A 22,753-nucleotide genomic window follows, 5' to 3' on the forward strand; every position below is an offset into this window, starting at 1 on the left:
GGAGGCCACCGTGTCCAGCTCCGCCCCGCCCCCCTTCGATCCCGCCGACCCCCTCGGCCTGGACGATCTGCTCGCCCCCGAGGAGAAGGCGGTCCGCGACACCGTCCGCTCCTGGGCCGCCGACCGGGTGATGCCGCACATCGCCGAGTGGTACGAGCGTGGCGAGCTGCCCGGCATCCGGGAGCTGGCCCGCGAACTCGGCTCGATCGGCGCCCTGGGCATGTCGCTGGAGGGCTACGGCTGCGCGGGCGCGTCCGCCGTCCAGTACGGGCTGGCCTGTCTGGAGTTGGAGGCCGCAGACTCCGGCATCCGCTCACTGGTCTCGGTGCAGGGCTCGCTGGCCATGTACGCCATCCACCGCTACGGCTCCGAGGAGCAGAAGCAGCGGTGGCTGCCGCGCATGGCGTCCGGTGAGGCCATCGGCTGCTTCGGACTCACCGAGCCCGACCACGGCTCCGACCCGGCCGGGATGCGCACCCACGCCAAGCGGGACGGGGGCGACTGGGTGCTCAGCGGCCGCAAGATGTGGATCACCAACGGTTCGGTGGCCTCGGTCGCCGTCGTCTGGGCCCGCACCGACGAGGGCGTGCGCGGCTTCGTCGTGCCCACCGACACCCCCGGCTTCTCCGCGCCCGAGATCAGGCACAAGTGGTCCCTGCGCGCCTCGGTCACCAGCGAACTGGTCATGGACGGCGTACGGCTGCCCGCCGACGCGGTGCTGCCGGAGGTCACCGGGCTGCGCGGCCCGCTGAGCTGCCTGAACCACGCCCGCTACGGCATCGTCTGGGGCGCGATGGGCGCGGCCCGCTCCAGTTTCGAGGCGGCCCTCGGTTACGCGCGCACCCGCGAGCAGTTCGGCCGGCCGATCGGCGGCTTCCAGCTCACCCAGGCCAAGCTCGCCGACATGGCGCTGGAGCTGCACAAGGGCATCCTGCTCGCCCACCACCTGGGGCGGCGGATGGACGCGGGCAGGCTGCGCCCCGAGCAGGTCAGCTTCGGCAAGCTCAACAACGTGCGCGAGGCGATCGAGATCTGCCGCACTTCCCGCACGATCCTGGGCGCCAACGGGATCTCCCTGGAGTACCCGGTGATGCGGCACGCCACGAACCTGGAGTCGGTGCTGACCTACGAGGGCACCGTGGAGATGCACCAACTGGTGCTGGGCAAGGCGCTCACCGGCGTCGACGCGTTCCGGTGAGCGCCTTGACCTGTGCCGGTGCCGGCGCCGGCACAGGTCAGCTCTGGTTGAAGAAGCCGTCGGGGCTGCGGCGCTCCTGGCCGCTGATCACCTGGTAGTCGGGAGGGGTCAGCAGGAAGACGCGCGTGGCCACCCGCTCGATCGAACCGCGCAGGCCGAAGGTCAGGCCGGCGGCGAAGTCGACGACCCGCTTGGCGTCGGCGGACTCCATGGCCGTGAGGTTCACGATCACCGGGACGCCCTCCCGGAAGAGCTCGCCGATGCCCCGGGCGTCCCGGAAGCCGTCGGGGGTGACCGTCGCGATCCGGGTGCCCTGGTCCTGGGCGGTCTCGGCGGTCACGCGCACCCGAGGGTCGGTGACCCAGGCGTCACGGGCGTCCTCGGGCTCGGAACCCTCGGCGTACTCGTCGTCGTAGTAACGCATCTCGCTGTCGTCGACGAGGCCCAGCCAGGCACTCGCCTTGCGCACCGATCCCATGGACGCCTCCTCTCACATGCACGGTCCACCGTGTCTGGCAGCGCCTCCGCCGCGGGGCCCGCACCCCTATCGTCGTCCATGATGCTGACAACGCGCCAAACAGTTACCCGTTCCGCACGGGATTCGTGACGGTTCTGGTGCACAGGACGCGCGTGGCGCGCCCCCGCGGCGAGGGCCGGGAGCCTGTAGGGGCGGTGACACGGCGCCGAACCGGGCGGCCCCGCCGGACGAGTGGTCACCAAGGGCATACGGGTGAAGTGCCCGGTATCGTGACACCCACTCATACGTCAGGGGTAACGGGGGGAAACTTGTTCGGCATCATCAGGCCATGCCGTCACCGGCTGGGCGAGCGGCTGCTGACCGCCTGGACCGCGCATCTGTGCGGGCTCTGCCTCGCGCTGCGCGGCGACCACGGCCAGTTCGCGCGCGTCGTCACCAACTACGACGGGATCGTCGTCTCCGCGCTGACCGAGGCGCAGACACCGCGCCCGGCGAACGGCTCCGGCGTCCTGCGGCGTACCGCCGGCCCGTGCCCGCTGCGCGGTATGCGCACCGCCTCCGTGGCCCGCGGCGAGGGCGCCCGGCTGGCCGCGACGGTGTCCCTGGTGCTGGCCTCCGTCAAGGTGCGCGACCATGTCGCCGACGGGGACGGGGCGATGGCGCGCCGTCCGGTCGCCGCGGCGGCCCGTAGGATCGCGGCCGGCTGGGACCGGGCGGGGGCGCGTACCGGCGCCGAACTGGGCTTCGACACCGCGGTGCTGACCGAGGCCGCCCTGCGGCAGCCGCTGGTGGAGGCCGCGACGGGCCCGGGCGGTTCGCTGGTGGCGGTCACCGAGCCGACCGAGGCCGCCACCGCCGCGGCCTTCGCCCACACCGCCCGTCTCGCCGGCCGGCCCGGCAACGTGGAGCCGCTTGCCGAGGCCGGGCGGCTCTTCGGACGGCTGGCGCATCTGCTGGACGCCGTCGAGGACCTGGCCGCCGACGAGGAGGCGGGTGCGTGGAATCCGATCGCCGTCACCGGCACCCCCCTGCCGGAGGTGCGCAGGCTGTGCGACGACGCCGTGCACGGCGTACGACTGGCTCTGCGGGACGTGGAGTTCGCGGACGAGGAGGGCGCCGAACTGGTGCGGGTGCTGCTGGGCCGTGAGGCGGGGCACGCGGTGGACCGGGCCTTCGCGGCGGCGCGCGTCCATCCGCCGCGTCCTGGGCACCCCGGCCCTCCGGGGCGTCCCGGAGGGCCGTTTCCCGGCCCGTCGCGCCGCCGGGGCGCGGTGGCCGGATGCATGGTGTGGACGGGGCTGCTGTGCACCGGTCAGATTTGCTGCCGCGAGGAGTACGAGGACCCCTGGTCGGGACACAGGCGCGAGGGCCTGTGTCGGTCCTGCGACTGCTGCGACTGCTCCGACTGCTGCGAGTGCTGCGGTGACTGTGGCAGGTGCTGCAACGGTTCGGGGGGATCGGGGGGTTCCGGCGGCTCGGGCGGTGGCGACGGGGGATGCGACTGCAACTGCGGTTGCGGAGGCTGCGACTGACGGCGTTTCACGTCCGTTATGCGGGGTGACCGGTGCGCTGAGCGATGCAACTTGGCGCAACGGCACCCTTGCGCGCACGGATCGAACATGTGAATACTCCCTCCCGGTGCTTGTCAGGGACGCGTCGCACAGCGGGTCCCCGGCGGCTCCGCGTGCCCGCGCCCCATCGCGGGTTCCCCCCATTTCCTTCACAGGAGGAACAGCCAGTGAAGACCGAGCGCACCTCCCCCCACGGCGCTTCCGCCAGACGAGGCCGCATCCGCCTGATCGCCGCGGCCTCCGCCGTCGTCGCCGCCGCGGCCATGGCCCTGCCGACCTCGGCGAGCGCCGCCCCCACCCCCTCGCCCGCGGCCCAGGTCGCCATGGCGGACAAGGCGATGAAGACCGCGGACGTCGGCGGTACCGCCTGGTACACCGACAAGGAGACCAACACCCTGGTCGTCACGGTGGACAGCACCGTCAGCAAGGCCGAGATAGCCAAGATCAAGAAGACCGCCGGCGCGGGCGCGGACGCCATCCGCATCGAGCGCACCCCGGGCAAGTTCAACAAGCTGGCCTCCGGTGGTGACGCCATCTACCGCAGCGGCGGCGGGCGCTGCTCGCTGGGCTTCAACGTCCGCAGCAGCAACGGAACGCAGTACTTCCTGACCGCCGGCCACTGCACCGACGGCTACCCGTCCTGGTCCTCCAGCGCCGGCTACCTCGGGCCGACGGCCGGCTCCAGCTTCCCGGGCAACGACTACGGCATCGTCCGGCACGACAACTCGCAGTCCAAGCCGGGAACGGTCGGCAACCAGGACATCACCCGTGCCGCCAACCCGTCCGTGGGCCAGCGCGTTTACCGCCGCGGCAGCACCACCGGCACCCACAGCGGCAGCGTCACCGGTCTGAACGCCACGGTCAACTACGGCGGCGGCGACGTCGTCTACGGCATGATCCAGACCAACGTCTGCGCCGAGCCCGGCGACAGCGGCGGCCCGCTGTACTACGGCACCACCGCCTACGGCCTGACCTCCGGCGGCAGCGGCAACTGCACCTACGGCGGCACGACCTTCTTCCAGCCGGTCGTGGAGGCGCTGAACGCGTACGGCGTGAGCGTCTACTGACCCCACCGCCTCAAGAGCCCCCGTCCGGCCGCGCCGGGCGGGGGCTCCGCCGTGCCCGGCATACCCACTGGACGGGCCGGCCCGGCGTGCCGGACGGCGCCGGTGCGGAGATGATGACGGAGCCGGTCGTCACCCTCCGGTGCGGAGTGCGCACTGTGCGTGTGTAGCCCCGCCGGCCGAGGAAAGGATGACCGAGCCGGACATTCCTCCGGGGCCGCGCCCCCACAGGCGGCCCCACCCCCCACGGGAGGCACTGTGCTGAAACACCGACGGACACTCACGCGGCGCATCGCCATCGCGGGCGTGGGCGTGGCGGCGATGCTCTCCGCCCCCCTCGCCCCGGCGAGCGCGGACACCCCGGCCCCCGTCGCGCCCAGACCGCTCACCCCCACCGCCGCGGGGCAGCTGGCCTCGACCCTCGCCGGCGACCTCAAGGACGACATGGCGGGCGCCTACTACGACGCCGAGGGGCGCAAACTGGTGGTCAACGTCCTCAGCGGGGCGGGCGCGGAGAAGGTCCGGCAGGCCGGTGCCGAGCCCCGGATCGTCAAACACTCCCTCGCCCGGCTCGACGCCGTGCGGAAGGACCTCACGGCCAAGAGCGTCCCCGGCACCGCGCGCGCCGTCGACCACCGGCTCAACAAGGTCGTCGTCACCGCGGACAGCACGGTCGGGGGAGAGGAGCTGGCCGATCTGGAGAAGCGGGTGGCGGCGCAGGGCGGAATGGCGGTCCTCAGGCAGGCCGAGGGGGAATTCGCCCCCCTGGCCCTGGGCGGCGACGCGATCTGGCGCGGAGACGGCGCCCGCTGCTCACTCGGCTTCAACGTGGTCAGGAACGGCATGCCGTACTTCCTCACCGCGGGCCACTGCGCCCGGCTCTTCGACCGCTGGTCCGCCACCCGGTCCGGGCGGAGCGTCGGGATCACCGTGGCGAGCGAGTTCCCCGGTGACGACCACGCACTGGTGCGGTACACCACCCGTACGGACCACCGGAGCCGGGTGAACCTGTACAACGGGTCCAGCCACGCCATCACCCGGGCCGCCGACCCCATCGTCGGCCAGCAGGTGCGGCGCAGCGGCAGCACCACGAAGGTCCACGAGGGCGAGGTCACGGCGGTGAACGTCTCCGTGACCTATCCGCAGGGCAGGGTCGACGGGCTGATCCAGACCGACGTCTGCGCCGAGCCCGGCGACAGCGGCGGCCCGCTGTTCTCCGGCACCACCGGCCACGGCCTGACCTCCGGCGGACGCGGGGACTGCTCGCGGGGAGGCGAGACCTTCTACCAGCCGCTGGCCGAGGCGCTGCGCGACCACGGCGCCCGGATCGGCTGACCGCCCCGCCCGCGGCAACCGCCCGGCCCCGCCTCCGAAGGGAGACGGGGCCGGGCGGTGGAGTGCGGGGCCGCGTACCGGGCGACGCCGGCCGGTACCTGTCGAAGCGGCCCGCCGGATCAGCGGGACTCGGCCGCGACCAGCTCCGCGATCTGGACGGCGTTGAGCGCCGCGCCCTTGCGGAGGTTGTCGCCGGCGCAGAACAGGGCCAGGCCGTGCTCGGCGGTCTCGTCGGCGCGGATGCGGCCCACGTAGGTCGGGTCCTGGCCGGCCGCCTGCTGCGGGGTGGGCACGTCGGAGAGGACCACGCCGGGGGCGCCCTCCAGCAGCTCCCGGGCGCGCTCGGGGCTGATCGGCCGCTCGAAGCGGGCGTTGATCTGGAGGGAGTGGCCGGTGAAGACCGGCACGCGCACACAGGTGCCCGAGACCTTCAGCTCCGGGATGCCCAGGATCTTGCGGCTCTCGTTGCGGAGCTTGTGCTCCTCGTCGGTCTCGCCCAGCCCGTCGTCCACGATGGAGCCCGCCATCGGCAGCACGTTGAAGGCGATGGGCCGCACGTACTTGTCGGGCTCGGGGAACTCCACCGCGGAGCCGTCGAAGGTCAGGCGGGTGGCGTCGCCCTCGACCGCCTTGCGGGTCTGCTCGTCCAGCTCGGCCACGCCGGCCAGACCGCTGCCGGACACCGCCTGGTAGGTGGCCACGACCAGGGCGGTCAGCCCGGCCTCGGCGTGCAGCGGCCGCAGCACCGGCATGGCGGCCATGGTGGTGCAGTTGGGGTTGGCGATGATGCCCTTGGGGCGCTCGGCGGCGGCCTGCGGGTTCACCTCGGAGACCACCAGCGGGACCTCGGGGTCCAGCCGCCAGGCGGAGGAGTTGTCGATGACCACGGGTCCGGCCGCGGCCACCTTCGGGGCCAGGGCCTTCGAGGTCGAGCCGCCCGCGGAGAACAGCACGACGTCCAGCCCCGTGTAGTCGGCCGTGGCGGCGTCCTCGACGGTGATCTCGCCGCCCTTCCAGGGCAGAGTCCGTCCGGCCGAGCGAGCCGAGGCGAACAGCCGCAGCTGCTCCACCGGGAAGTCGCGCTCGGCCAGGATCTCGCGCATCACTGCACCGACCTGGCCGGTGGCTCCGACGATGCCGATTCTCATGGGGCTCCTTCTGTCGTGCGTGTCCCGCTGCGTCAACCCTCTACCCTGCCCTGCCGGACGGGAGGGTGCCAATTTCTGTGGTCCACCTCACGCTCGTGGCGGTGGGCGCACACGGCGGTGGCGGCCGCCTCACGGCGACCGCCACCTTCACTGTGCGAGATCGTCGGATGCCCGGGGCGCGGGTCAGCGCAGCGGGCAGCTGCCGCGGTACTCCTCGATCTGGAAGTCGGGCCGCGGCAGCGGGCACAGGAACTGCTCGTAACGGGTGTCGTTGTCCACGAACCGCTTGAGCCAGGAGATGCTGTACTTCGCGATCTCGGTGTCCGAGGTGTTCGGCGCGAAGTGCGTGGCGTTGTTGAGCTCCATGTACGCCCGGTTGGTGGTGGACGGCAGGCTCTCGTAGAAGGGCTCGGCGTGGGAGCGCACCGGGGCGATGCTGTCGCCGTCGGCGCCGACGATGAAGGTCGGGACGGTGATCTCGCGCCAGGTCTTGTCGAGGTTCCAGGGGGTGAGCGGGATCGCGGCCTTCAGGGAGGGCCGTTCCTTGGCGGCCTCCAGGCTGCCTCCGCCGCCCATGGAGTGCCCCATGACGGCCAGGCGGCTGCTGTCGACGCGGCCGCGGACCGAGCTGCGCTGGGTCAGGTAGTCCAGCGCGGCCAGCAGCTGGTCGCCGCGGCTGCCGGGCTGGTCGAACCGGGTGTTGGTGTCGATGGTGAAGACCACGAAGCCCTGCGAGGCCAGGCGGGGCCCGTACCAGGCCATGGTGGACTGGTCGGCGGTGTAACCGGGCGAGATCGCGACCGCGCCGAAGGTGCCGTCGCTGGTGGTGGTCGGGTAGTAGATCGTCCCGCCGCCGAAGCCGGACACCAGGGAGGACACCCGGTCCTCGGAGACGGAGTAGGGGCCGCGGACGGCCTCGATGCTCCGCTCGGTCGGGTCCGGACCGCGCTCGTAGGGGTTCTCGGCGGCCTGGACGGCGGCCGGCGCGGCACCGGAGTCCTGGGTGGCCTGGGCGGTGGGAAGGGCGACGCCCACACCGCCCAGGACCATGGCCAGGGCCACGCCCAGCTTCGTCAGGCGGTGGGGGGCGCGGCGGTGTCTGGTGGCCGTGCCCGGGGTCGTGTCGTGCTGCTGCGGCTCCATGCTGACCCTTTCCAGGTGTGTGAGGGGTGACCTTCTGGGGTCGGACGGATGCATCGTGGTGCCGGAGCACGCGGCTCCGCATCGGTGAAACCGCCGGTTCCCGCCGGGACCGGGTGTGGGCGCGGCGGGCATCGCGGGCGCGGCTGCGGGGCCATTGACGTACCGGCCGGTATGCCGCGAGGATAAGCAAGCGCTTAGTCGTGGCCCGTGAAGGAGATCCCGTGCCCCCTGCGAACACCCCCGTGACCGACCCGGACGAACTGCGCCGACGTACCCAGGCCCTGCTCGCGGAGCACGATCCGGCCGTCACCGAACCGCTCGACTTCCTCCGCGCCCGCTACGACGCGGGCCTGGCCTGGGTGCACTTCCCCCACGGCCACGGCGGGCTCGACGCGCCCCGCGCCCTCCAGGCCGTCGTCGACGCCGAGCTGGCCGCCGCCGGCGCCCCCGACAACGACCCCGGCCGCAACGGCATCGGCCTGGGCATGGCCGCGCCGACGATCCTGCGCTACGGCACCGAGGAGCAGAAGGAGCGCTTCCTGCGTCCGCTGTGGACCGGCGAGGAGGTGTGGTGCCAGCTGTTCAGCGAACCCGGAGCCGGCTCCGACCTGGCGGCACTGGCCACCCGGGCGGTACGCGACGGCGACTCCTGGGTGGTGGACGGCCAGAAGGTGTGGACCTCCAGCGCGCACAACGCCCGCTGGGCCATCCTGATCGCCCGCACCGACCCGGACGTCCCCAAGCACCGCGGCATCACCTACTTCGTCTGCGACATGACCGACCCCGGGGTCGAGGTGCGGCCGCTGCGCCAGATCACCGGCGAGGCGGAGTTCAACGAGGTCTTCCTCACCGGCGTCCGCGTCCCCGACGCCCACCGGCTCGGCGGGGTGGGGGAGGGGTGGAAGGTCGCCCAGACCACCCTCAACAACGAGCGCGTCGCCATCGGCGGCCGGCGCATGCCGCGCGAGAGCGGCATGATCGGCAAGGCCGCCGCCACCTGGCGCGAGCGCCCCGAGCTGCGCACCCACGGCCTCCACCAGCGACTGCTGTCGGGCTGGGTCGGCGCCGAGGTCGCCCGGCTCACCGGGGAGCGGCTGCGCCAGCAGCTCACCGCGGGCCACCCCGGGCCCGAGGGGGCCGGGACGAAGCTCGCCTTCGCCCGGCTGGCGCAGGAACTCAGCGGCCTGGAGGTCGAGCTGCTGGGCGAGGAGGGACTGTCCTACGACGACTGGACCCTGCGTCGGCCCGAGACCGTGGACTTCACCGGCCGCGAGGCCGGCTACCGCTATCTGCGCGCCAAGGGCAACTCCATCGAGGGCGGCACCTCGGAGGTCCTGCGCAACATCATCGCCGAGCGGGTGCTGGGACTGCCCGCCGAGCCCCGCACCGACAAGGACCTCCCCTGGAAGGAGCTGGCCCGATGACGGACCTTCTCTACTCGGAGATCGAGGAGGAGCTGCGCGCCAGCGTCCGCGCGCTGCTGTCCGACCGCTGCCCGCCCGAGAGCACCCTGGCCCGCTGCGAGACGGGCGAGCCCTACGACCGCGGGCTGTGGCAGACCCTCGCCCGCGACCTGGGCGCGGCCTCCCTGGCGGTACCGGAGGAGGCGGGAGGCGCCGGAGCCTCGGTGCGCGAGGCCGCCGTGGTGCTGGAGGAGCTGGGCCGGGCGGCGGCGCCGACGCCGTACCTGGGCAGCGCCGTCCTGGCCACCACAGCACTGCTCGCCCTGGAGGGCACGGACGGCGACGGCGGCGACGGCGGCGAGGCCTCGAAGCTGCTCGCGTCCCTCGCCGCGGGCGAGCGCACCGCCGCACTGGCGGTGCCGCTCTCCGCGATGCCGGGTACCGGGGCCTTCCCCTTGGCCGTACGGGCCGACAGCGCGGGCACCCTGACCGGCACGGTCACCTCGGTCGCCGACGCCGCGGCCGCCGACCTCCTGATCGTCCCGGCCGAGGGCCGGGACGGGCCGGGGCTGTACGCGGTGGAGACCACCGCCGCCGCACTGGCCGTCGTACCGCGCACCTCCCTCGACCTCACCCGCCCGGTGGCCGACGTGACGCTCACCGGCACCGCCGCCCGGCGGCTGGCCGGCGCCGAGCAGGCCCCCGCCGCACTGGAGCGGGCGCTGCTGACCGGCGCCGGACTGCTCGCCTCCGAGCAGCTCGGCATCGCCGAGTGGTGCCTGACCGCCACCGTCGCGTATCTGAAGGACCGGCGGCAGTTCGGGCGGCAGCTCGGCTCCTTCCAGGCGCTCAAGCACCGGCTGGCCGACCTCTGGCTGGAGGTGGTCGGGGCGCGGGCCGCCGCCCGGTACGCCGCCGACACGCTGGCCACCGGCGACCCGGACGCCCCCGTGGCCGTCGCGGTGGCCGCCTCCCACTGCGGGGAGCTGGCGGTACGGGCGGCCGAGGAGTGCGTCCAGCTCCACGGCGGCATCGGCATGACCTGGGAGCACCCGGCGCATCTGTACCTCAAGCGCGCCAAGGCCGACCAGATCGCGCTGGGCACCCCCGACCGCCACCGTGCCGCGCTCGCCGCGCTGGTGGACCTGCCGGCGCCGGTGGGCTGAGCCCGGCGGCCGCACGGGGGCCGGGAGCGGGAGGGGGACTCCCGGCCTCTTCGCCTCCGGCCCCCGCGTTCGAACGAGGGGGCCGGTGTCGGAGGGGGATGCGATGATCGCGCACCATGAGGAGCCTGCGGAACAGAAGGCGGCACAGGGAGATCGTCGACGTCCACCTCGTGCTGCGGCGCGGCGAGGAGGTGCTGCTCGCGCGCCGGGCGGGCACCGGTTACGCGGACGGCCTGCTGAACGCGCCGTCCGGCCACGCCGAGGACGGTGAGGACGTGCGGGAGGCGGTGATCCGGGAGGCGTACGAGGAGATCGGGCTGTGCCTGGCGCCCGGGGAGCTGAAGGTCGCCCTCGTGATGCAGCACCGCTCCCCGGCCGGGGACCCCCGGATGGGCTGGTTCTTCGAAGCGTGGGCGGATCAGGGGCGCGAGCCGGTCAACGCGGAGCCCGACAAGTGCTCGGAGCTGGGCTGGTTCCCGCTGGCGGCGCTGCCCGGCGACATGGTCGCCTACTGCCGGGCCGGACTGGAGGCGTACCGGGCGGGCCACCGCTTCGCGCTGCACTGGCACCGGCCGGGGGACTCCATCGCCTACGACCCGGACGCTCCCGACCGGGTCGTGGTGCTTCCGGCCACCTGACCGGTGCGGAGGCGGCCGCGGGGGGCTGTCGCGGAGGGCTGTCGCGGCGGCCGGACCGGACGGGTTCGGCCGACCGGGCTCAGCCGAACTGCACCGAGCGCTTGGCCAGCCCGCCCCAGAAGCCGTCGACGACCGTGCGCTGGGAGCCCAGGTCGGCCTCGCCCGCTCCCAGGGAGACGAACAGCGGCGCGAAGTGATCGGTGCGCGGGTGGGCGATCCGGCCCGCCGGGGCCCGGTGCTCGAAGTCGAGCAGGGCGTCGAGGTCCGCCCTCCCCAGGGCCTCGCCGCCCCACGCGTCGAACTCCTTCGACCAGGACGGAGCCTCGTCGGGCCCGGCGCCCCACATCAGACCGCGCAGGTTGTGGGTGAAGAAGCCGCTGCCGACGATCAGCACGCCCTCGTCGCGCAGCGGGGCCAGCCTGCGGCCCAGCCGCAGCAGCTCCCCCGGGTCCAGGGTGGGCATCGAGAGCTGGAGCACGGGGACGTCGGCGTCGGGGTACATCTCGGCCAGCGGCACGTACGCGCCGTGGTCCAGGCCCCGGTCCGGCGCGTCGTGCACCGGGGTGCCCGGCCCGGCGAGCAGGGCCCGCACCTTCGCGGCCAGACCGGGGGCGCCCGGAGCCGGGTAGGCGACCCGGTAGTAGTGCTCGGGGAAGCCGTGGAAGTCGTACACCAGCGGGACGGTCCGGGTGGCGGCCAGCGTCACCGGCGCGGACTCCCAGTGGGCGGAGACGATCAGCACGGCCTCGGGCCGCGGCAGCTTCGCGGACCAGTTCGCGAGCTGCGCGGTCCACAGGGCGTCGTCGGCCAGCGGCGGGGCCCCGTGGCTGAGGTACAGCACGGGCATGCGGCCTGCCGCAGAGCTGTCCGGGGCCAACGGAGTGGTCGCGGTCATGGAGGCGTCCTCCCGGGTCGGATCGGATCGGGTCGATTCATGGTGATTCAAATTCGAACCACTTGCCGATGGCGAGCGTACAGTGTGGTTCGAATTTGAACAACCGAGTACGATGGGGGCATGAAGGAGCCCCGATGGCTGGACGAGCTGGAGATGGCGGCCTGGCAGGGCTTCCTCGAAGCCGGCAACCGCGTCACCCGACGGCTGGAGCAGCAGCTCAAGGACGAGGCGGGCCTGTCCCACCCGCAGTACGAGATCCTGGTCCACCTCGCCGAGGCCCCCGGCGGCGAGATCCGCATGACCGAACTGGCCGAACGGCTGATCACCTCCAAGAGCGGTCTGACCTACCAGGTCGGCCAGCTGGAGAGGCGCGGTCTGGTGCGGCGCCGCGCCTGCCCCACCGATGTCCGCGGCGTCTTCGCCGTCCTCACCGAGGAGGGGCGCGAACTGCTGCGCACCGCGGCCCCCGGCCATGTGGCGACGGTGCGCGAGACGCTCATCGACGTCCTCGACCGCGAGGAACTCGCCGTCCTGGCGCGGGCGCTGGGTGAAGTGGGCCGGCGGTTGCGCGACTGAGCGGACGGCACGAAGGGCCGGCCGGAGTACCGCTGGGCGCCGGAGACCGGGATCTGGGAGCGCGGCTGACGTGCTGGTGCACAATCGACGCACCCGCGCACCCGCGCACCCGCGCACCCGCGCACCCGCGCACCCCGCGCCATCCGACGTTCCGACCCCGCCGCAGGAGAAGTGCCGTGCCCCTGAGCATCACCGTCGACCCGGACGCCCCCGCCGCCCCCTACGAGCAGGTGCGCGCCCAGATCGCCGAACAGGCCCGTGGCGGCGGGCTGCCGGTCGGTCACCGGCTGCCCACCGTGCGCGGACTCGCCGAGGAGCTGGGACTGGCGGCCAACACGGTGGCCAAGGCCTACCGCGCGCTGGAGGCCGACGGGGTGATCGAGACCCGGGGCCGCCACGGCAGCTTCATCGCCGCCGGCGGGGACACCGCCGCCCGCGAGGCCGCGTCGGCGGCGCGGTCGTACGCCCGGCGGGCGCGGCGCCTGGGCCTGGACCGGGCCGCCGCACTCGCCGCCGCCGGGGAGGCGGTCGCCGCCGAGTACGACCGGCGGGACTGACGTCGCCTCAGTATTCCTCCAGCCGCTCCCGGGCGGCCATCAGGGCGAAGCCCAGCAGGTTGAGCCCGCGCCAGCGCGACGGGTCGGACGCCCGCTCGTCGTCGGCGGCCAGCCCGATGCCCCAGACCCGGTCCAGCGGGCTGGCCTCCACCAGCACCCGCCCCCGCGTGGCGAGCAGGAACGCCCGCAACTCGCCGTGCTGCCCGAACTTGTGGACGCAGCCCTCGACCACGACGCCGAAGCGGTGCCGGGCCCAGACCTCCTCGTCGAAGCCCCGCACCGCACGTCCCGCGGCCTTGGCCGCGCCCGGCTCCGGCGTGGCCGCAATCCGCTCCCCGGCCGCCGCGTCGCCGAACAGCCGCGCCTTGGCGGCCATCATCCAGTGCTCCGCGGTGGGGTAGGGGACGCCGTCCACGGTGAACGGCGAGGACCACCACTGGCTGAGGCACCACGGGCCGGGCGAGCCGTCGTCCCGTCCCCGGGGCGGAGTGTGCCCCCAGAAGTGGAGGTACTTGATCCGCTCTCCGCGCGCCTGCCGTTCGACCAGCTCCGCCACCGGATCGTCCACGCGCCCCTCGGGCGCCCGCCGGGGAGGAGTCACAGGTACATCCCCTCGTCCGACCGACCGGGCTGCGACGGAACCGAGGCCGGGCCCGAGCCGCGGCGCAGCGCGTACAGCTCGGCCAGGGTCGCCCCGTCGCGGCCGACGCCCTCCTCGGCGCCGAGCCAGTTCACGGCCTCGGAGCGGGTCAGCGGGCCGACCTCGATGCGGGCCAGGCAGCGTCCGGGGCGGACGACCGCCGGGTGCAGCCGCTCCAGGTCCTCGTTGGTGGTCAGGCCGACCAGGACGTTGCGGCCCTGGCCCAGTAGCCCGTCGGTGAGGTTCAGCAGCCGGGACAGGGCCTGGCCGGTGGCGTGCTTGGCCTCGCCGCGGATCAACTCGTCGCAGTCCTCCAGGAGCAGCAGCCGCCAGCGCTCCCGGCCCGGCCGGTCCGGGGCGCCGTCGTCCTCGCCGATGGCGATGTCCATCAGATAGCCGACCTCGTTGAACAGCCGCTCCGGATCGAGCACGCAGTCCACCTGGCACCAGTCCTGCCAGGAGCGCGCCAGCGTCCGCAGGGCGGAGGTCTTGCCGGTGCCCGGCGGGCCGTGGAGCAGCAGCAGCCGCCCGGTGATGTCGTCCGGGGTGGTCTTCATCAGCCCGTCCATGGCCTCGGCGACCGGGGCGGTGTAGTTGCCGCGGATCTCCTCCCAGCTCCCGGCGGTGATCCGGCGGGTGGTGCGGTACGGGCCGCGCCGCGGGGAGTTGTACCAGAAGCCCATGGTGACGTCGTCCGGCCGGGGCTCGGGCTCGTCCTCCGCGTCCTCCACCGCGGCCTTCAGAGTCCGCTCCGCCAGCTCCTCGCTGACGGCCGTCACGGTCACGTCGGCACCGCGGGACCAGCGGGAGACCAGCACCGTCCAGCCGTCGCCCTCGGCCAGCGTCGCGCCGCGGTCGCCGTCGCGGGCCGAGCGCAGCACGGCCGCTCCCGGCGGCAGCAGGGCCATGCCCTTGCGCACCCGCTCCAGGGAGCGGCTGCGGGCGTGCGGCTGCTCACCGGTGGTGAAGCGCCCCAGGAAGAGGGCGTCGATGACGTCGGAGGGGGAGTCGCTGTCGTCGATGTTGAGTCGGATGGGCAGCGACTCCTCGGTCGGCACGGCACGACGGTCGGCACACATGGCCCCCATGATCCGGCACGGGGGGTCCGTGCGCACGCAGGTTTCCGGCACCTCGCCGGGATTCGGCGGACGCTCAGCGCAGGGCGACGGCCACGGCGAGGGCGGCCAGCAGCAGGATCAGCAGTCCGGCGACGATCGCCAGCACCCCGCGCGGTCCCCGGTCGGCGCCCCAGGGGCCCGGCGCGTCCCGGCGTCCGCCGCTCCCGCCGTCCACATCCTCACCGCCCGCACCCTCACCGGAGGCGGGTGGGGACGGAGGGGAGGAGGAAGAGGAGGAAACGGCGGCGCGCGGGCCGCCGCCGGCCGCGGCCACGCGCAGCAGCCGTTCCGCCCGGGCGGCGTCCGTACGCTCGGCCGGGTCCGCCCGCAGCAGCCCCTCCAGCACCGGCGCCAGCGCGCCCGCCCGCCGCATGGGCGGCAGATCGGCGTCGGTGTACGCGGCGAGGGAGCGCAGGGTCGCCTCGGGGGTGTCGCGGCGGAACGGCGAGACGCCCTCCACGGCCAGATACAGCACCACGCCCAGGGCCCACAGGTCCGCGGCCGGACCCGGGTCCTGTCCCCGCGCGCACTCCGGGGCGAGGAACTCGGGCCGGCCGACCGGCGCACCGGGCCGGTCGTGCGCCGTGCCGGCCTTCACCTGCGCGGTGCCGAAGTCGGTGAGGACGACCCTGTTGTCGTTTCCCAGCAGGATGTTGGACGGCTTGATGTCGCGGTGGGTGATGCCCGCCTCATGAGCGCTGCGCAGCGCCGAGACGGCCTCGGCGCCGATCCGTGCGGCACCGGCCGGGGACATCGGCCCCTCGGCCTCCAGCGCGGCGGCCAGTGACAGGCCCCGCACCAGTTCCATCACGATCCACAGGCGGCCGTCCTCGATCACCACGTCGTGGACGGTGGTGGCGTTGCGGTGGGAGATGCGCCCGGCGGTCATGGCCTCCCGCTCCAGGCGGGAGTAGAGGGCGCGCACCTCGGCCGGAGAGAGCTCCTTTGCGGCCCGCACCTCCTTGACCGCGACCTCGCGGCCCAGTACCTCGTCGCGTCCCTGCCAAACCACGCCCACCTCGCCGCGGCCCAGCTCGGCGGCGAGACGATAGCGGTCGGCGAGCAGCCGTCCGTTGTCACCGGTGTTCATCCTCGTCCCCCGTCCCCGGCCCCGCCATGGGGCCGGTCGGATGCTGTTGTCTCGTACGGTGTTCGTCAACCCCCTTGCGGGGAAGGTGGATCGAGTGACCGGAATACCCGTGGGTCACGGTCGGGAGATAGGGTTACCCTGCCCGGGCCGGGAGCCCTCGTTTGGGTGGGGAGTGTCATGGAACAGATAACGGTACGCAGCAGGGCGCGGATCCCTGCGATCCAGTGCGGGAGCGGTGCGACCGGTTCGCGCCTGGACCGGCACCTGAGCGTGCTGGCGGGGCCCGCCGTCTCCCAGGATGACACGGCGGAGGCGACCTTGCTCATGCGCGAACTGACCGCGCGCGACGCGGTGCACATGCGCTCCCGCAACAGGGGCGCGCGGGTCTCCCTCTTCGCGCCGCTGCGGCGGCTGCGGCGCTCCCTCTTCGGAGGCCATGCCTGACCACGCCCGGCCGTACCCGCGGCATCTGGAGCATCTGGAGCGCCCGGGCCGGAGGATAAAGGTTTCGGCTCAGGGCTCCGGGAGGCCGGCCTCCCCTGCGGCGGGCCGGGCGTCACAGCCCGTCCCCGGCCGCGTCCCGCACTCTCCCGGCGCACTCTCCCTGCCCGCACCCCCGCTTCCACGGCCGGCGGCCGCCCGCCGCCGGTGGGAAACGGCTTCTCACAGCAGCGCCAGCTGCCCCTCCGGCCCCTCCTCGCGGTGGTCCAGCACGGAGGCCGGGCGCCGCGCCGCAGAAGGCGGCGGCAGTACACCGGCCCCGCGCAGCGCGGACACCTCCACCGCCGGACGCCCGGCCAGCCGGCCGGTGAACTCGGTGCGCGCCCCGCGCAGCCCGTCGAGGAGGGTGAGCACGGTGATCAGCTCCAGCAGTTCCGAGGTCCACCGGGGCGGCCAGGCCTTCGGGCGCACCGCCGCCAGGGGGCCGGGTGCGGCCGGGGCCGTACGGCGGGCGAACCAGTCGGCGAGCACCCGGACGCCGCCGGCCTCGAACTCCCAGGCGCCGCGCGCCACCGGCGCTATCCGGCCGTCCCCCACCCACAGGGTCTCCTCCCGCGCGTCGTGGCGCAGCGCGTCCGGGGCCGGGCGCTCGGGCAGCGCGGCCCGCACGTAGGGGCGCCGCCCGCCCGGCAGGCGCGGGCGGGCGCCGTCGCCGCAGCGGGCGCCGCGGGTGTGCGCCCGCAGCACCTCGCGGCCCAGCGCGACGCCCTCCCGCCACATCCCGGGGTCCGCGGTGAGCGGCACGGCATGGCCGCCCGGGGCGCCGGTACAGGGGGCGTACGCGGCCGGTCCGGGACGCGGCGGCCCCGAGCGGGAGCAGTTCGGTGAAGACCGGCTCCGGGGCGGGGGAGCGGGGCGCGGCCGGGGGCTCGACCAGGAGGATCTGCCGGTCGTCGGCGACCCGCCACAGCTCCGGCCGGGCGGCGTCGAGCAGGCGGTGGTCCGGTATCAGCCACTGCCGGTCGTACGGTCCGCACAGCACCCGCACCGGCTCCGGGCACGGCCCGTCCTCCCGGTCCAGCCGGCCGGTGGGGGCGCCCGCGTCCGCGGCGGGGCCGGGCAGCCGGGAGACGGCGGTACGGGTGGTGCGGGCGCGGGTGGGGACGAACAGCGCCGCGCGCTCGTCGCCGGAGGCCCGCAGCAGCGCGGCCCAGCGGGACCGCAGCGACGCCGCGTCCGGCGCCGTCACCCAGTCCCGGCCCGGCCGGACCGTCCGGACCGACCAGGGCATCAGCTCGTCGAGCGGGACGTCCTGGCCGCGGTCGCCGTCCGTTCCGGCACCCACCGTTTCCCTCCCTGCTGTCCTTTCCGTACGGCCTGCCGCACGCATGCCACGGACGTGGATCGGTCCGGCGCGGATCAGTCCGCCTCCACGGTGACGGAGAAGGAGAAGCGGTCGCCGCGATAGTGGATGCGGGCCACGTCCACCACCCGTCCGCTCTCGTCGTAGGTGACGCCGGTGTAGTGCAGGATCGGACTGAGCAGCGGCACCTGGAGCAGTTCGGCCGTCTCCGGGTCGGCCAGCCGCGCCTGGACGGTGTCGGTGATGCGGCTGATGCGCACGCCCACGGCGTCGCGCAGCACCTTCGTCATGGGCCAGCGCGCCAGGTCCTCCAGGTCGATGCGGTCGGCCAGTTCGGGGCGGACGAGGTTCTCCGCCCAGTTGGTCGGCTCGCCCGTCTCCCGGTCGCGGCGCAGCCGCCGGTAGGCCACCGCCTCGGCGAGGTCCGGGAAGTACTCGGCCAGTTCCCCGGGGACCGGTCCGGCGCCGTGCCCCAGCAGCACCGTCTCCTCGCCCGACTGCTGGGCCACGATGGCGTCCACCGAGCCGAGCAGCCGCACGGGGGACCCGCTGCGGGCACTCGGCTCGATGAAGGTGCCGCGCCGGCGGTGCCGGGAGATCAGCCCCTCGTTCTCCAGCTCCTTGAGCGCCTGGCGCATGGTCAGCACGCTGACGCCGTAGTGCTCGGCGAGCCGCTCCTCGGTCGGCAGGCGCAGGGGTGCGCCGGGGGAGCGGCCGAGTATCGAGGCGCGCAGGGACTGCGAGACCTGATACCACAGCGGCAGCTTGCGGTTCAGCGCGAGCGAGTCGGGAGCGAAGGTGGTCACGTCGGCCTCCGGACGGCCAGGCTGGGTTGCCGGGTGTTGCCGGGCCGCCGCGTCACGATGCCATGACGCGGCGGCGGTGCGGCGGTACGTCGTGGGTCACGGTACGCGCCATCGCCTGCGGATGCGGCCCCTCACTGCCGGATCACTGCCGGATCACTGCCGGAAGTGGCGTTCCAGGCCCTGCCACACGTCGTCGTAGCCGTGCTGGAGGTGTCCGGCGTCGCGTGCCCGGGCGGTCAGCGTCACCGGCCAGCGGGTCTCGAACATGAAGGCCAGCCCGTCGTCCACCTTCTGCGGGACCAGCTCGGCGGCGCCGGCCCGGTCGAAGGTCTCGCGGTCCGGGCCGTGGGCGGACATCATGTTGTGCAGCGAGCCGCCGCCGGGGACGAAGCCGCCGGGGCCGGCGGTCTTGGCGTCGTAGGCGCCCTCGATCAGGCCCATGTACTCGCTCATCACGTTGCGGTGGAAGTACGGCGGCCGGAAGGTGTCCTCGCCGACCAGCCAGCGCGGGGCGAAGACGACGAAGTCCACGCCCGCCAGGCCCGGGGTGTCCGACGGCGAGGTGAGGACGGTGAAGATCGACGGGTCGGGGTGGTCGTAGCTGATGCTGCCGATCACGTTGAAGCGGCGCAGGTCGTAGACGTAGGGCACCAGGTTGCCGTGCCAGGCGACGACGTCCAGGGGGGAGTGGTCGTAGGTGGCCGTCCACAGGCCGCCGCAGAACTTGTTGACCACCTCCACCGGGCCCTCCACGTCCTCGTACGCGGCGGTGGGGGCGAGGAAGTCCCGGGGGTTGGCCAGGCCGTTGGCGCCGATGGGGCCGAGGTCGGGCAGGACGAAGGGGCGGCCCATGTTCTCGCAGACGTAGCCGCGCACCACCGTATCCAGCGGCTCGACGCGGAAGCGGACCCCGCGGGGGATCAGCGCGATGTGGCCCGGTTCGGCGCGCAGCAGGCCGAACTCGGTGCGCAGCAGCAGGCCGCCGCGCTCGGGCACGATCAGCAGCTCGCCGTCGGCGGAGCTGAACACCCGGCGCTCCATGGGGGCGTTGGCGGCGTACAGGTGGATGGCGACGCCCTCGCGCCGGGTGGCGTCGCCGTTGCCGCCCAGGGTCCACAGTCCGTCCAGGAAGTCGGTGCCGGGGGCGGGGTCGGGCAGCGGGTCCCAGCGCAGCCGGTTGGGGTCGGGCTCGGTCTCGGTGAAGGGCGTGCCGCGCAGGGAGCCGTCATCGGCGCGGACGAAGCGGGGGTGGGCCGCCGAGGGGCGGATGCGGTACAGCCACGAGCGGCGGTTGTGGGCGCGCGGCTCGGTGAAGGCGGTGCCGCTGAGCTGCTCCGCGTAGAGCCCCAGAGGGGCGCGCTGGGGGGAGTTGCGGCCGACGGGGAGCGCTCCCGGAACGGCTTCGGAAGCGTGTTCGTTGCCGAAGCCGGAGGAGTACGCCAGCCCCTCCGCGGTCCTGCGCGCCTGCTCGAAACCGCTTGTGGTGCCACTCATCGCAACGCTCCCGGTGCTCAGGGTTTCCTGTTGTCAACCATAGGAATGCGGGGGTCCGCACGTCAACGGCGCGTCTTGGACGGGCGCGCCGCCGTTTCGGCTCCCACCTCTGGGCGGCCGGGGGGTGACGGGGCTAAGGTTCACTTACCGTCCGGTCGGTATGGGGCCGCCGGACCGCACCGCCCACCCGGACACCGCTCACCAGGGGGATCGATGCCGGAGAGTGTCACCAAGCAGCCCGGCGCACAGCCCGGCGCACGCACCGGACCGTCCGCGGGCGCCGGCTCCCGTACCGCGCTGCGGATCTGCCCGCTGTGCGAGGCCACCTGCGGCCTGGTCGTCACCGTCGCCCCCGGCGACGGCGGACGGGAGCGGATCACCGCGGCCCGCGGCGACCGCGACGACGTCCTCAGCCGCGGCTTCGTCTGCCCCAAGGGAACCCTCCTCGGCGAGCTGGACGCCGACCCCCACCGGCTGACCCGCCCACTGGTCCGCCGCGACGGCGAACTGCGGGAGGCGAGCTGGCAGGAGGCGTTCGCGGCGGTCGCCGAGGGGCTGGGTGGCGTCCTGGCCGGCGGCGACCCCAGGGCCGTCGCCCTCTTCCTGGGCAACCCCAACGTCCACACCGTCGCCGGGGCCCTCTACCCGCCCCTGCTGGTCAAGACGCTGCGCACCCCCAACGTCTTCACCGCCTCCACCCTCGACCAGATGCCCAAGCACGCTTCCAGCGTGCTGCTCTACGGCGACCCCCTGGCCATCCCCGTCCCCGACCTGGACCGCACCGACCACCTGCTGGTCGTCGGCGCCAACCCGCTGGACTCGGGCGGCAGTCTGTGCACCGCCCCCGACTTCCCCGGCCGGCTCAGGGCCCTGCGGCGGCGCGGCGGCACCCTCACCGTCGTCGACCCGCGCCGCACGCGCACCGCGCGCCTGGCCGACCGGCACGTGGCCGTGCGGCCCGGCGGCGACGCACTGCTGCTGATGGCGATGGTCCAGGTCCTCTTCGCCGAGGAACTGGTCGACACCGGCGCGGCCGGGAAGCACCTGGGCGGTGTGGAGGACGTGGCCCGCCTCGCCGCCGACTTCACCCCCGAGGCCGTGTCCGGCGCCTGCGGCGTCGAGCCGGAGGTCATCCGTACCCTCGCCCGCGAACTGGCCGCCGCCGAGCGCGCCGCGGTCTACGGCCGCATCGGCAGCACCACCGTGGAGTTCGGCACCACGGCGAGCTGGCTGGTGGACGTGCTCAACGCGCTGACCGGCAACCTCGACCGGCCCGGCGGCGCGATGTTCCCGCTGTCGGCCACCGCCCGCGCCCCCCGGCCGCCCGCCCCGGGCCGGGGCTTCGCCACCGGCCGCAGGCGCAGCCGGGTCAGTGGACACCCGGAGGTCAAGGGGGAGTTCCCGGCCGCCGCGCTGGCCGAGGAGATCGACACCCCGGGCGAGGGGCGGGTGCGGGCGCTGGTCTGCGTGGCCGGCAACCCCGTGCTCTCCGCGCCCGACGGCGCCCGGCTGGAGCGAGCCCTGGCCGGGCTGGACTTCATGGTCAGCGTCGACCCGTACCTCAACGAGACCTCCCGCCACGCCCATGTGGTGCTGCCGCCGCCCCCGCCCTCCCGCTCCCCGCACTTCGACTTCAGCTTCAACGCCCTGGCCGTCCGCAACCAGGTGCGCTACACCCGGCCCGTGATCCCCCTGGGCGAGGGGGAGATGAGCGAGAGCGCGATCCTGGCCCGCCTGGTGCTGTGCGCCTCCGGCGCGCCGGAGGCCGACCCGGAGTCGGTCGACGCCATGGTCGTCGAGCACACCCTGTCCGCCGCCGTCGCCGACCCGCTCTCCCCGGTCCACGGCCGGGACACCGCAGAGCTGACCCGCCTGCTGAGCGGGGAGAGCGGCCCCGAGCGGCGGCTGGACATGATGCTGCGGCTGGGCCCCTACGGCGACGGCTTCGGCGCCGACCCCGACGGCCTGACCCTGGCGAAGCTGCTGGAGCACCCCCACGGCATCGACCTGGGCCCGCTGCGCCCCCGGCTGCCCGAGGTGCTGCGCACCCGCTCGGGCACGGTCGAGCTGTGCCCGGAGCCGATCGCCGCCGACATACCCCGGCTGCGCCGGTCCCTGGCGGGTCGTCAGGGAGACCCCGGGGCCCTGGTGCTGGTCGGCCGCCGCCATCTGCGCTCCAACAACAGCTGGATGCACAACGTCCCCGGTCTGAAGGGCGGGAGCAACCGCTGCACCCTCCACGTCCACCCCGCCGACGCCGCCCGGCTCGGCCTGGCCGACGGCTCCCTCGCCGAGGTCACCGGCGACGGGGGCGCCGTCCGGGCACCGGTGGAGGTGACCGACGAGGTGGCCCGGGGGGTCGTCAGCCTGCCGCACGGCTGGGGCCACGACCGGCCCGGCACCCGGACGCCGGTGGCCTCCGCCGAACCCGGGGCCAACGTCAACCAGCTCCTGGACGGGCGGCTGCTGGACCCGCTGTCGGGGACCGCCGTGCTCAACGGCTTCCCGGTCCGGGTTGTGCCTGCCGCGGCGCCCGCCGAGGAGGCCGCGGTGACACCCGCCGAGGAGGCCGGACCGGCCTCCTCGGCCGCCGCCGGGTCCTCCGTGTGATCCACGGCATGCGCCGTCC

Annotated in this window: 19 protein-coding genes and 2 pseudogenes; 11 read left to right on the top strand and 10 right to left on the bottom strand. The window is 74.2% G+C overall.

Going from position 1 to position 22,753, the window contains the following annotated elements:
• The first annotated feature begins 10 nt into the window (after positions 1 to 10).
• Entirely contained in the window at positions 11 to 1,198 is a 1,188-nt protein-coding gene (locus BM237_RS22620; protein WP_093851561.1) for an acyl-CoA dehydrogenase family protein, read from the top strand.
• Between the two features lie 37 nt (positions 1,199 to 1,235).
• Here BM237_RS22620 and BM237_RS22625 read toward each other — a convergent pair whose 3' ends face one another.
• Positions 1,236 to 1,676 carry a cell division protein SepF gene (locus tag BM237_RS22625; RefSeq protein ID WP_093851562.1) on the bottom strand — a complete coding sequence of 147 codons (441 nt, stop codon included), beginning with the start codon at positions 1,674 to 1,676 and terminating at the stop codon, positions 1,236 to 1,238.
• Between the two features lie 308 nt (positions 1,677 to 1,984).
• Between BM237_RS22625 and BM237_RS22630 the strand changes: the two genes are divergently transcribed.
• From BM237_RS22630 to BM237_RS22640, 3 genes are all read left to right on the top strand, one after another.
• Positions 1,985 to 3,208, top strand: a complete 1,224-nt coding sequence (locus BM237_RS22630; RefSeq protein WP_245793935.1) for a DUF5685 family protein — start codon at positions 1,985 to 1,987, stop codon at positions 3,206 to 3,208.
• Between the two features lie 206 nt (positions 3,209 to 3,414).
• Positions 3,415 to 4,314, top strand: coding sequence for a S1 family peptidase (locus tag BM237_RS22635; RefSeq protein ID WP_093851563.1), 900 nt, complete (start codon positions 3,415 to 3,417; stop codon positions 4,312 to 4,314).
• Positions 4,315 to 4,572: 258 nt separating this feature from the next.
• Positions 4,573 to 5,646 (top strand): S1 family peptidase, encoded by a 1,074-nt coding sequence (locus tag BM237_RS22640; RefSeq protein WP_093851627.1) that lies wholly within the window; start codon positions 4,573 to 4,575, stop codon positions 5,644 to 5,646.
• A gap of 119 nt (positions 5,647 to 5,765) precedes the next feature.
• Here the strand turns inward: BM237_RS22640 and BM237_RS22645 are convergent, their stop codons facing one another.
• The gene (locus tag BM237_RS22645; RefSeq protein WP_093851564.1) at positions 5,766 to 6,794 is read right to left on the bottom strand and encodes an aspartate-semialdehyde dehydrogenase; all 1,029 of its coding nucleotides are present in this window, start codon (positions 6,792 to 6,794) and stop codon (positions 5,766 to 5,768) included.
• A 183-nt stretch (positions 6,795 to 6,977) separates the two neighbouring features.
• Entirely contained in the window at positions 6,978 to 7,937 is a 960-nt protein-coding gene (gene bdeA / locus BM237_RS22650; protein ID WP_093851565.1) for a bis(hydroxyethyl) terephthalate hydrolase, read from the bottom strand.
• A 242-nt stretch (positions 7,938 to 8,179) separates the two neighbouring features.
• Between bdeA and BM237_RS22655 the strand changes: the two genes are divergently transcribed.
• The 3 genes and pseudogenes from BM237_RS22655 to BM237_RS22665 all read left to right on the top strand — a co-directional run.
• Positions 8,180 to 9,361, top strand: a complete 1,182-nt coding sequence (locus BM237_RS22655; protein WP_093851566.1) for an acyl-CoA dehydrogenase family protein — start codon at positions 8,180 to 8,182, stop codon at positions 9,359 to 9,361.
• Positions 9,358 to 10,506, top strand: a complete 1,149-nt coding sequence (locus tag BM237_RS22660; RefSeq protein ID WP_093851567.1) for an acyl-CoA dehydrogenase family protein — start codon at positions 9,358 to 9,360, stop codon at positions 10,504 to 10,506. Before BM237_RS22655 ends, BM237_RS22660 begins: the two co-directional genes overlap by 4 nt.
• A gap of 140 nt (positions 10,507 to 10,646) precedes the next feature.
• Positions 10,647 to 11,144 (top strand): annotated as a pseudogene (locus tag BM237_RS22665) (NUDIX hydrolase); the annotation flags it as partial.
• Between the two features lie 79 nt (positions 11,145 to 11,223).
• Here BM237_RS22665 and BM237_RS22670 read toward each other — a convergent pair.
• On the bottom strand, positions 11,224 to 12,039 hold the full coding sequence (locus BM237_RS22670; protein ID WP_093851569.1) for a dioxygenase family protein: 816 nt from the start codon (positions 12,037 to 12,039) through the stop codon (positions 11,224 to 11,226).
• A gap of 120 nt (positions 12,040 to 12,159) precedes the next feature.
• Here BM237_RS22670 and BM237_RS22675 point away from each other — a divergent pair, with 120 nt between their 5' ends.
• Together BM237_RS22675 and BM237_RS22680 are read left to right on the top strand one after the other, a co-directional pair.
• Positions 12,160 to 12,615 carry a MarR family winged helix-turn-helix transcriptional regulator gene (locus BM237_RS22675; RefSeq protein WP_093851570.1) on the top strand — a complete coding sequence of 152 codons (456 nt, stop codon included), beginning with the start codon at positions 12,160 to 12,162 and terminating at the stop codon, positions 12,613 to 12,615.
• Between the two features lie 176 nt (positions 12,616 to 12,791).
• Positions 12,792 to 13,172, top strand: coding sequence for a GntR family transcriptional regulator (locus BM237_RS22680; RefSeq protein ID WP_093851571.1), 381 nt, complete (start codon positions 12,792 to 12,794; stop codon positions 13,170 to 13,172).
• Positions 13,173 to 13,179: 7 nt separating this feature from the next.
• Here BM237_RS22680 and BM237_RS22685 read toward each other — a convergent pair whose 3' ends face one another.
• The 3 genes from BM237_RS22685 to BM237_RS22695 form a co-directional block, all read right to left on the bottom strand.
• A complete protein-coding gene (locus tag BM237_RS22685) occupies positions 13,180 to 13,773 on the bottom strand; it encodes a riboflavin biosynthesis intermediates N-glycosidase (RefSeq protein WP_425443732.1) in 594 nt (197 codons plus the stop codon).
• Positions 13,770 to 14,900, bottom strand: a complete 1,131-nt coding sequence (locus tag BM237_RS22690) for a DUF5925 domain-containing protein (protein ID WP_175541100.1) — start codon at positions 14,898 to 14,900, stop codon at positions 13,770 to 13,772. Before BM237_RS22690 ends, BM237_RS22685 begins: the two co-directional genes overlap by 4 nt.
• Positions 14,901 to 14,964: 64 nt before the next feature.
• Positions 14,965 to 16,020, bottom strand: a complete 1,056-nt coding sequence (locus tag BM237_RS22695) for a serine/threonine-protein kinase (RefSeq protein ID WP_093851574.1) — start codon at positions 16,018 to 16,020, stop codon at positions 14,965 to 14,967.
• A 177-nt stretch (positions 16,021 to 16,197) separates the two neighbouring features.
• Between BM237_RS22695 and BM237_RS22700 the strand changes: the two genes are divergently transcribed.
• Complete coding sequence (locus BM237_RS22700) at positions 16,198 to 16,464, top strand: hypothetical protein (protein ID WP_093851575.1); 267 nt, start codon at positions 16,198 to 16,200, stop codon at positions 16,462 to 16,464.
• A 219-nt stretch (positions 16,465 to 16,683) separates the two neighbouring features.
• On the opposite strand, the pseudogene BM237_RS22705 reads toward BM237_RS22700, so the two are convergent.
• The 3 genes and pseudogenes from BM237_RS22705 to hmgA form a co-directional block, all read right to left on the bottom strand.
• Positions 16,684 to 17,752, bottom strand: a pseudogene (locus tag BM237_RS22705) (type ISP restriction/modification enzyme).
• A gap of 128 nt (positions 17,753 to 17,880) precedes the next feature.
• Positions 17,881 to 18,630: a GntR family transcriptional regulator gene (locus BM237_RS22710; protein WP_093851576.1), complete on the bottom strand. Its 750-nt coding sequence runs from the start codon at positions 18,628 to 18,630 to the stop codon at positions 17,881 to 17,883.
• A gap of 153 nt (positions 18,631 to 18,783) precedes the next feature.
• Complete coding sequence (gene hmgA / locus BM237_RS22715) at positions 18,784 to 20,124, bottom strand: homogentisate 1,2-dioxygenase (protein ID WP_093851577.1); 1,341 nt, start codon at positions 20,122 to 20,124, stop codon at positions 18,784 to 18,786.
• 213 nt (positions 20,125 to 20,337) lie between these two features.
• Here hmgA and BM237_RS22720 point away from each other — a divergent pair, with 213 nt between their 5' ends.
• Positions 20,338 to 22,734 carry a molybdopterin-dependent oxidoreductase gene (locus BM237_RS22720; protein WP_093851578.1) on the top strand — a complete coding sequence of 799 codons (2,397 nt, stop codon included), beginning with the start codon at positions 20,338 to 20,340 and terminating at the stop codon, positions 22,732 to 22,734.
• Positions 22,735 to 22,753: the final 19 nt, after the last annotated feature.

The sequence above is a fragment of the Streptomyces mangrovi genome (assembly GCF_900114215.1).
GTDB classification, from domain to species: Bacteria; Actinomycetota; Actinomycetes; order Streptomycetales; family Streptomycetaceae; genus Streptomyces; species Streptomyces barkulensis.

What these genes read in the sequence shown, in the direction of transcription:
- bdeA (WP_093851565.1), bottom strand. Translation starts at nt 7,937, where the DNA reads ATGGAGCCGCAGCAGCACGACACGACCCCGGGCACGGCCACCAGACAC.
- BM237_RS22675 (WP_093851570.1), top strand. Translation starts at nt 12,160, where the DNA reads ATGAAGGAGCCCCGATGGCTGGACGAGCTGGAGATGGCGGCCTGGCAG.
- BM237_RS22645 (WP_093851564.1), bottom strand. Translation starts at nt 6,794, where the DNA reads ATGAGAATCGGCATCGTCGGAGCCACCGGCCAGGTCGGTGCAGTGATG.
- BM237_RS22660 (WP_093851567.1), top strand. Translation starts at nt 9,358, where the DNA reads ATGACGGACCTTCTCTACTCGGAGATCGAGGAGGAGCTGCGCGCCAGC.
- BM237_RS22695 (WP_093851574.1), bottom strand. Translation starts at nt 16,020, where the DNA reads ATGAACACCGGTGACAACGGACGGCTGCTCGCCGACCGCTATCGTCTC.
- BM237_RS22700 (WP_093851575.1), top strand. Translation starts at nt 16,198, where the DNA reads ATGGAACAGATAACGGTACGCAGCAGGGCGCGGATCCCTGCGATCCAG.
- BM237_RS22625 (WP_093851562.1), bottom strand. Translation starts at nt 1,676, where the DNA reads ATGGGATCGGTGCGCAAGGCGAGTGCCTGGCTGGGCCTCGTCGACGAC.
- hmgA (WP_093851577.1), bottom strand. Translation starts at nt 20,124, where the DNA reads ATGAGTGGCACCACAAGCGGTTTCGAGCAGGCGCGCAGGACCGCGGAG.
- BM237_RS22720 (WP_093851578.1), top strand. Translation starts at nt 20,338, where the DNA reads ATGCCGGAGAGTGTCACCAAGCAGCCCGGCGCACAGCCCGGCGCACGC.
- BM237_RS22670 (WP_093851569.1), bottom strand. Translation starts at nt 12,039, where the DNA reads ATGACCGCGACCACTCCGTTGGCCCCGGACAGCTCTGCGGCAGGCCGC.
- BM237_RS22690 (WP_175541100.1), bottom strand. Translation starts at nt 14,900, where the DNA reads ATGGGGGCCATGTGTGCCGACCGTCGTGCCGTGCCGACCGAGGAGTCG.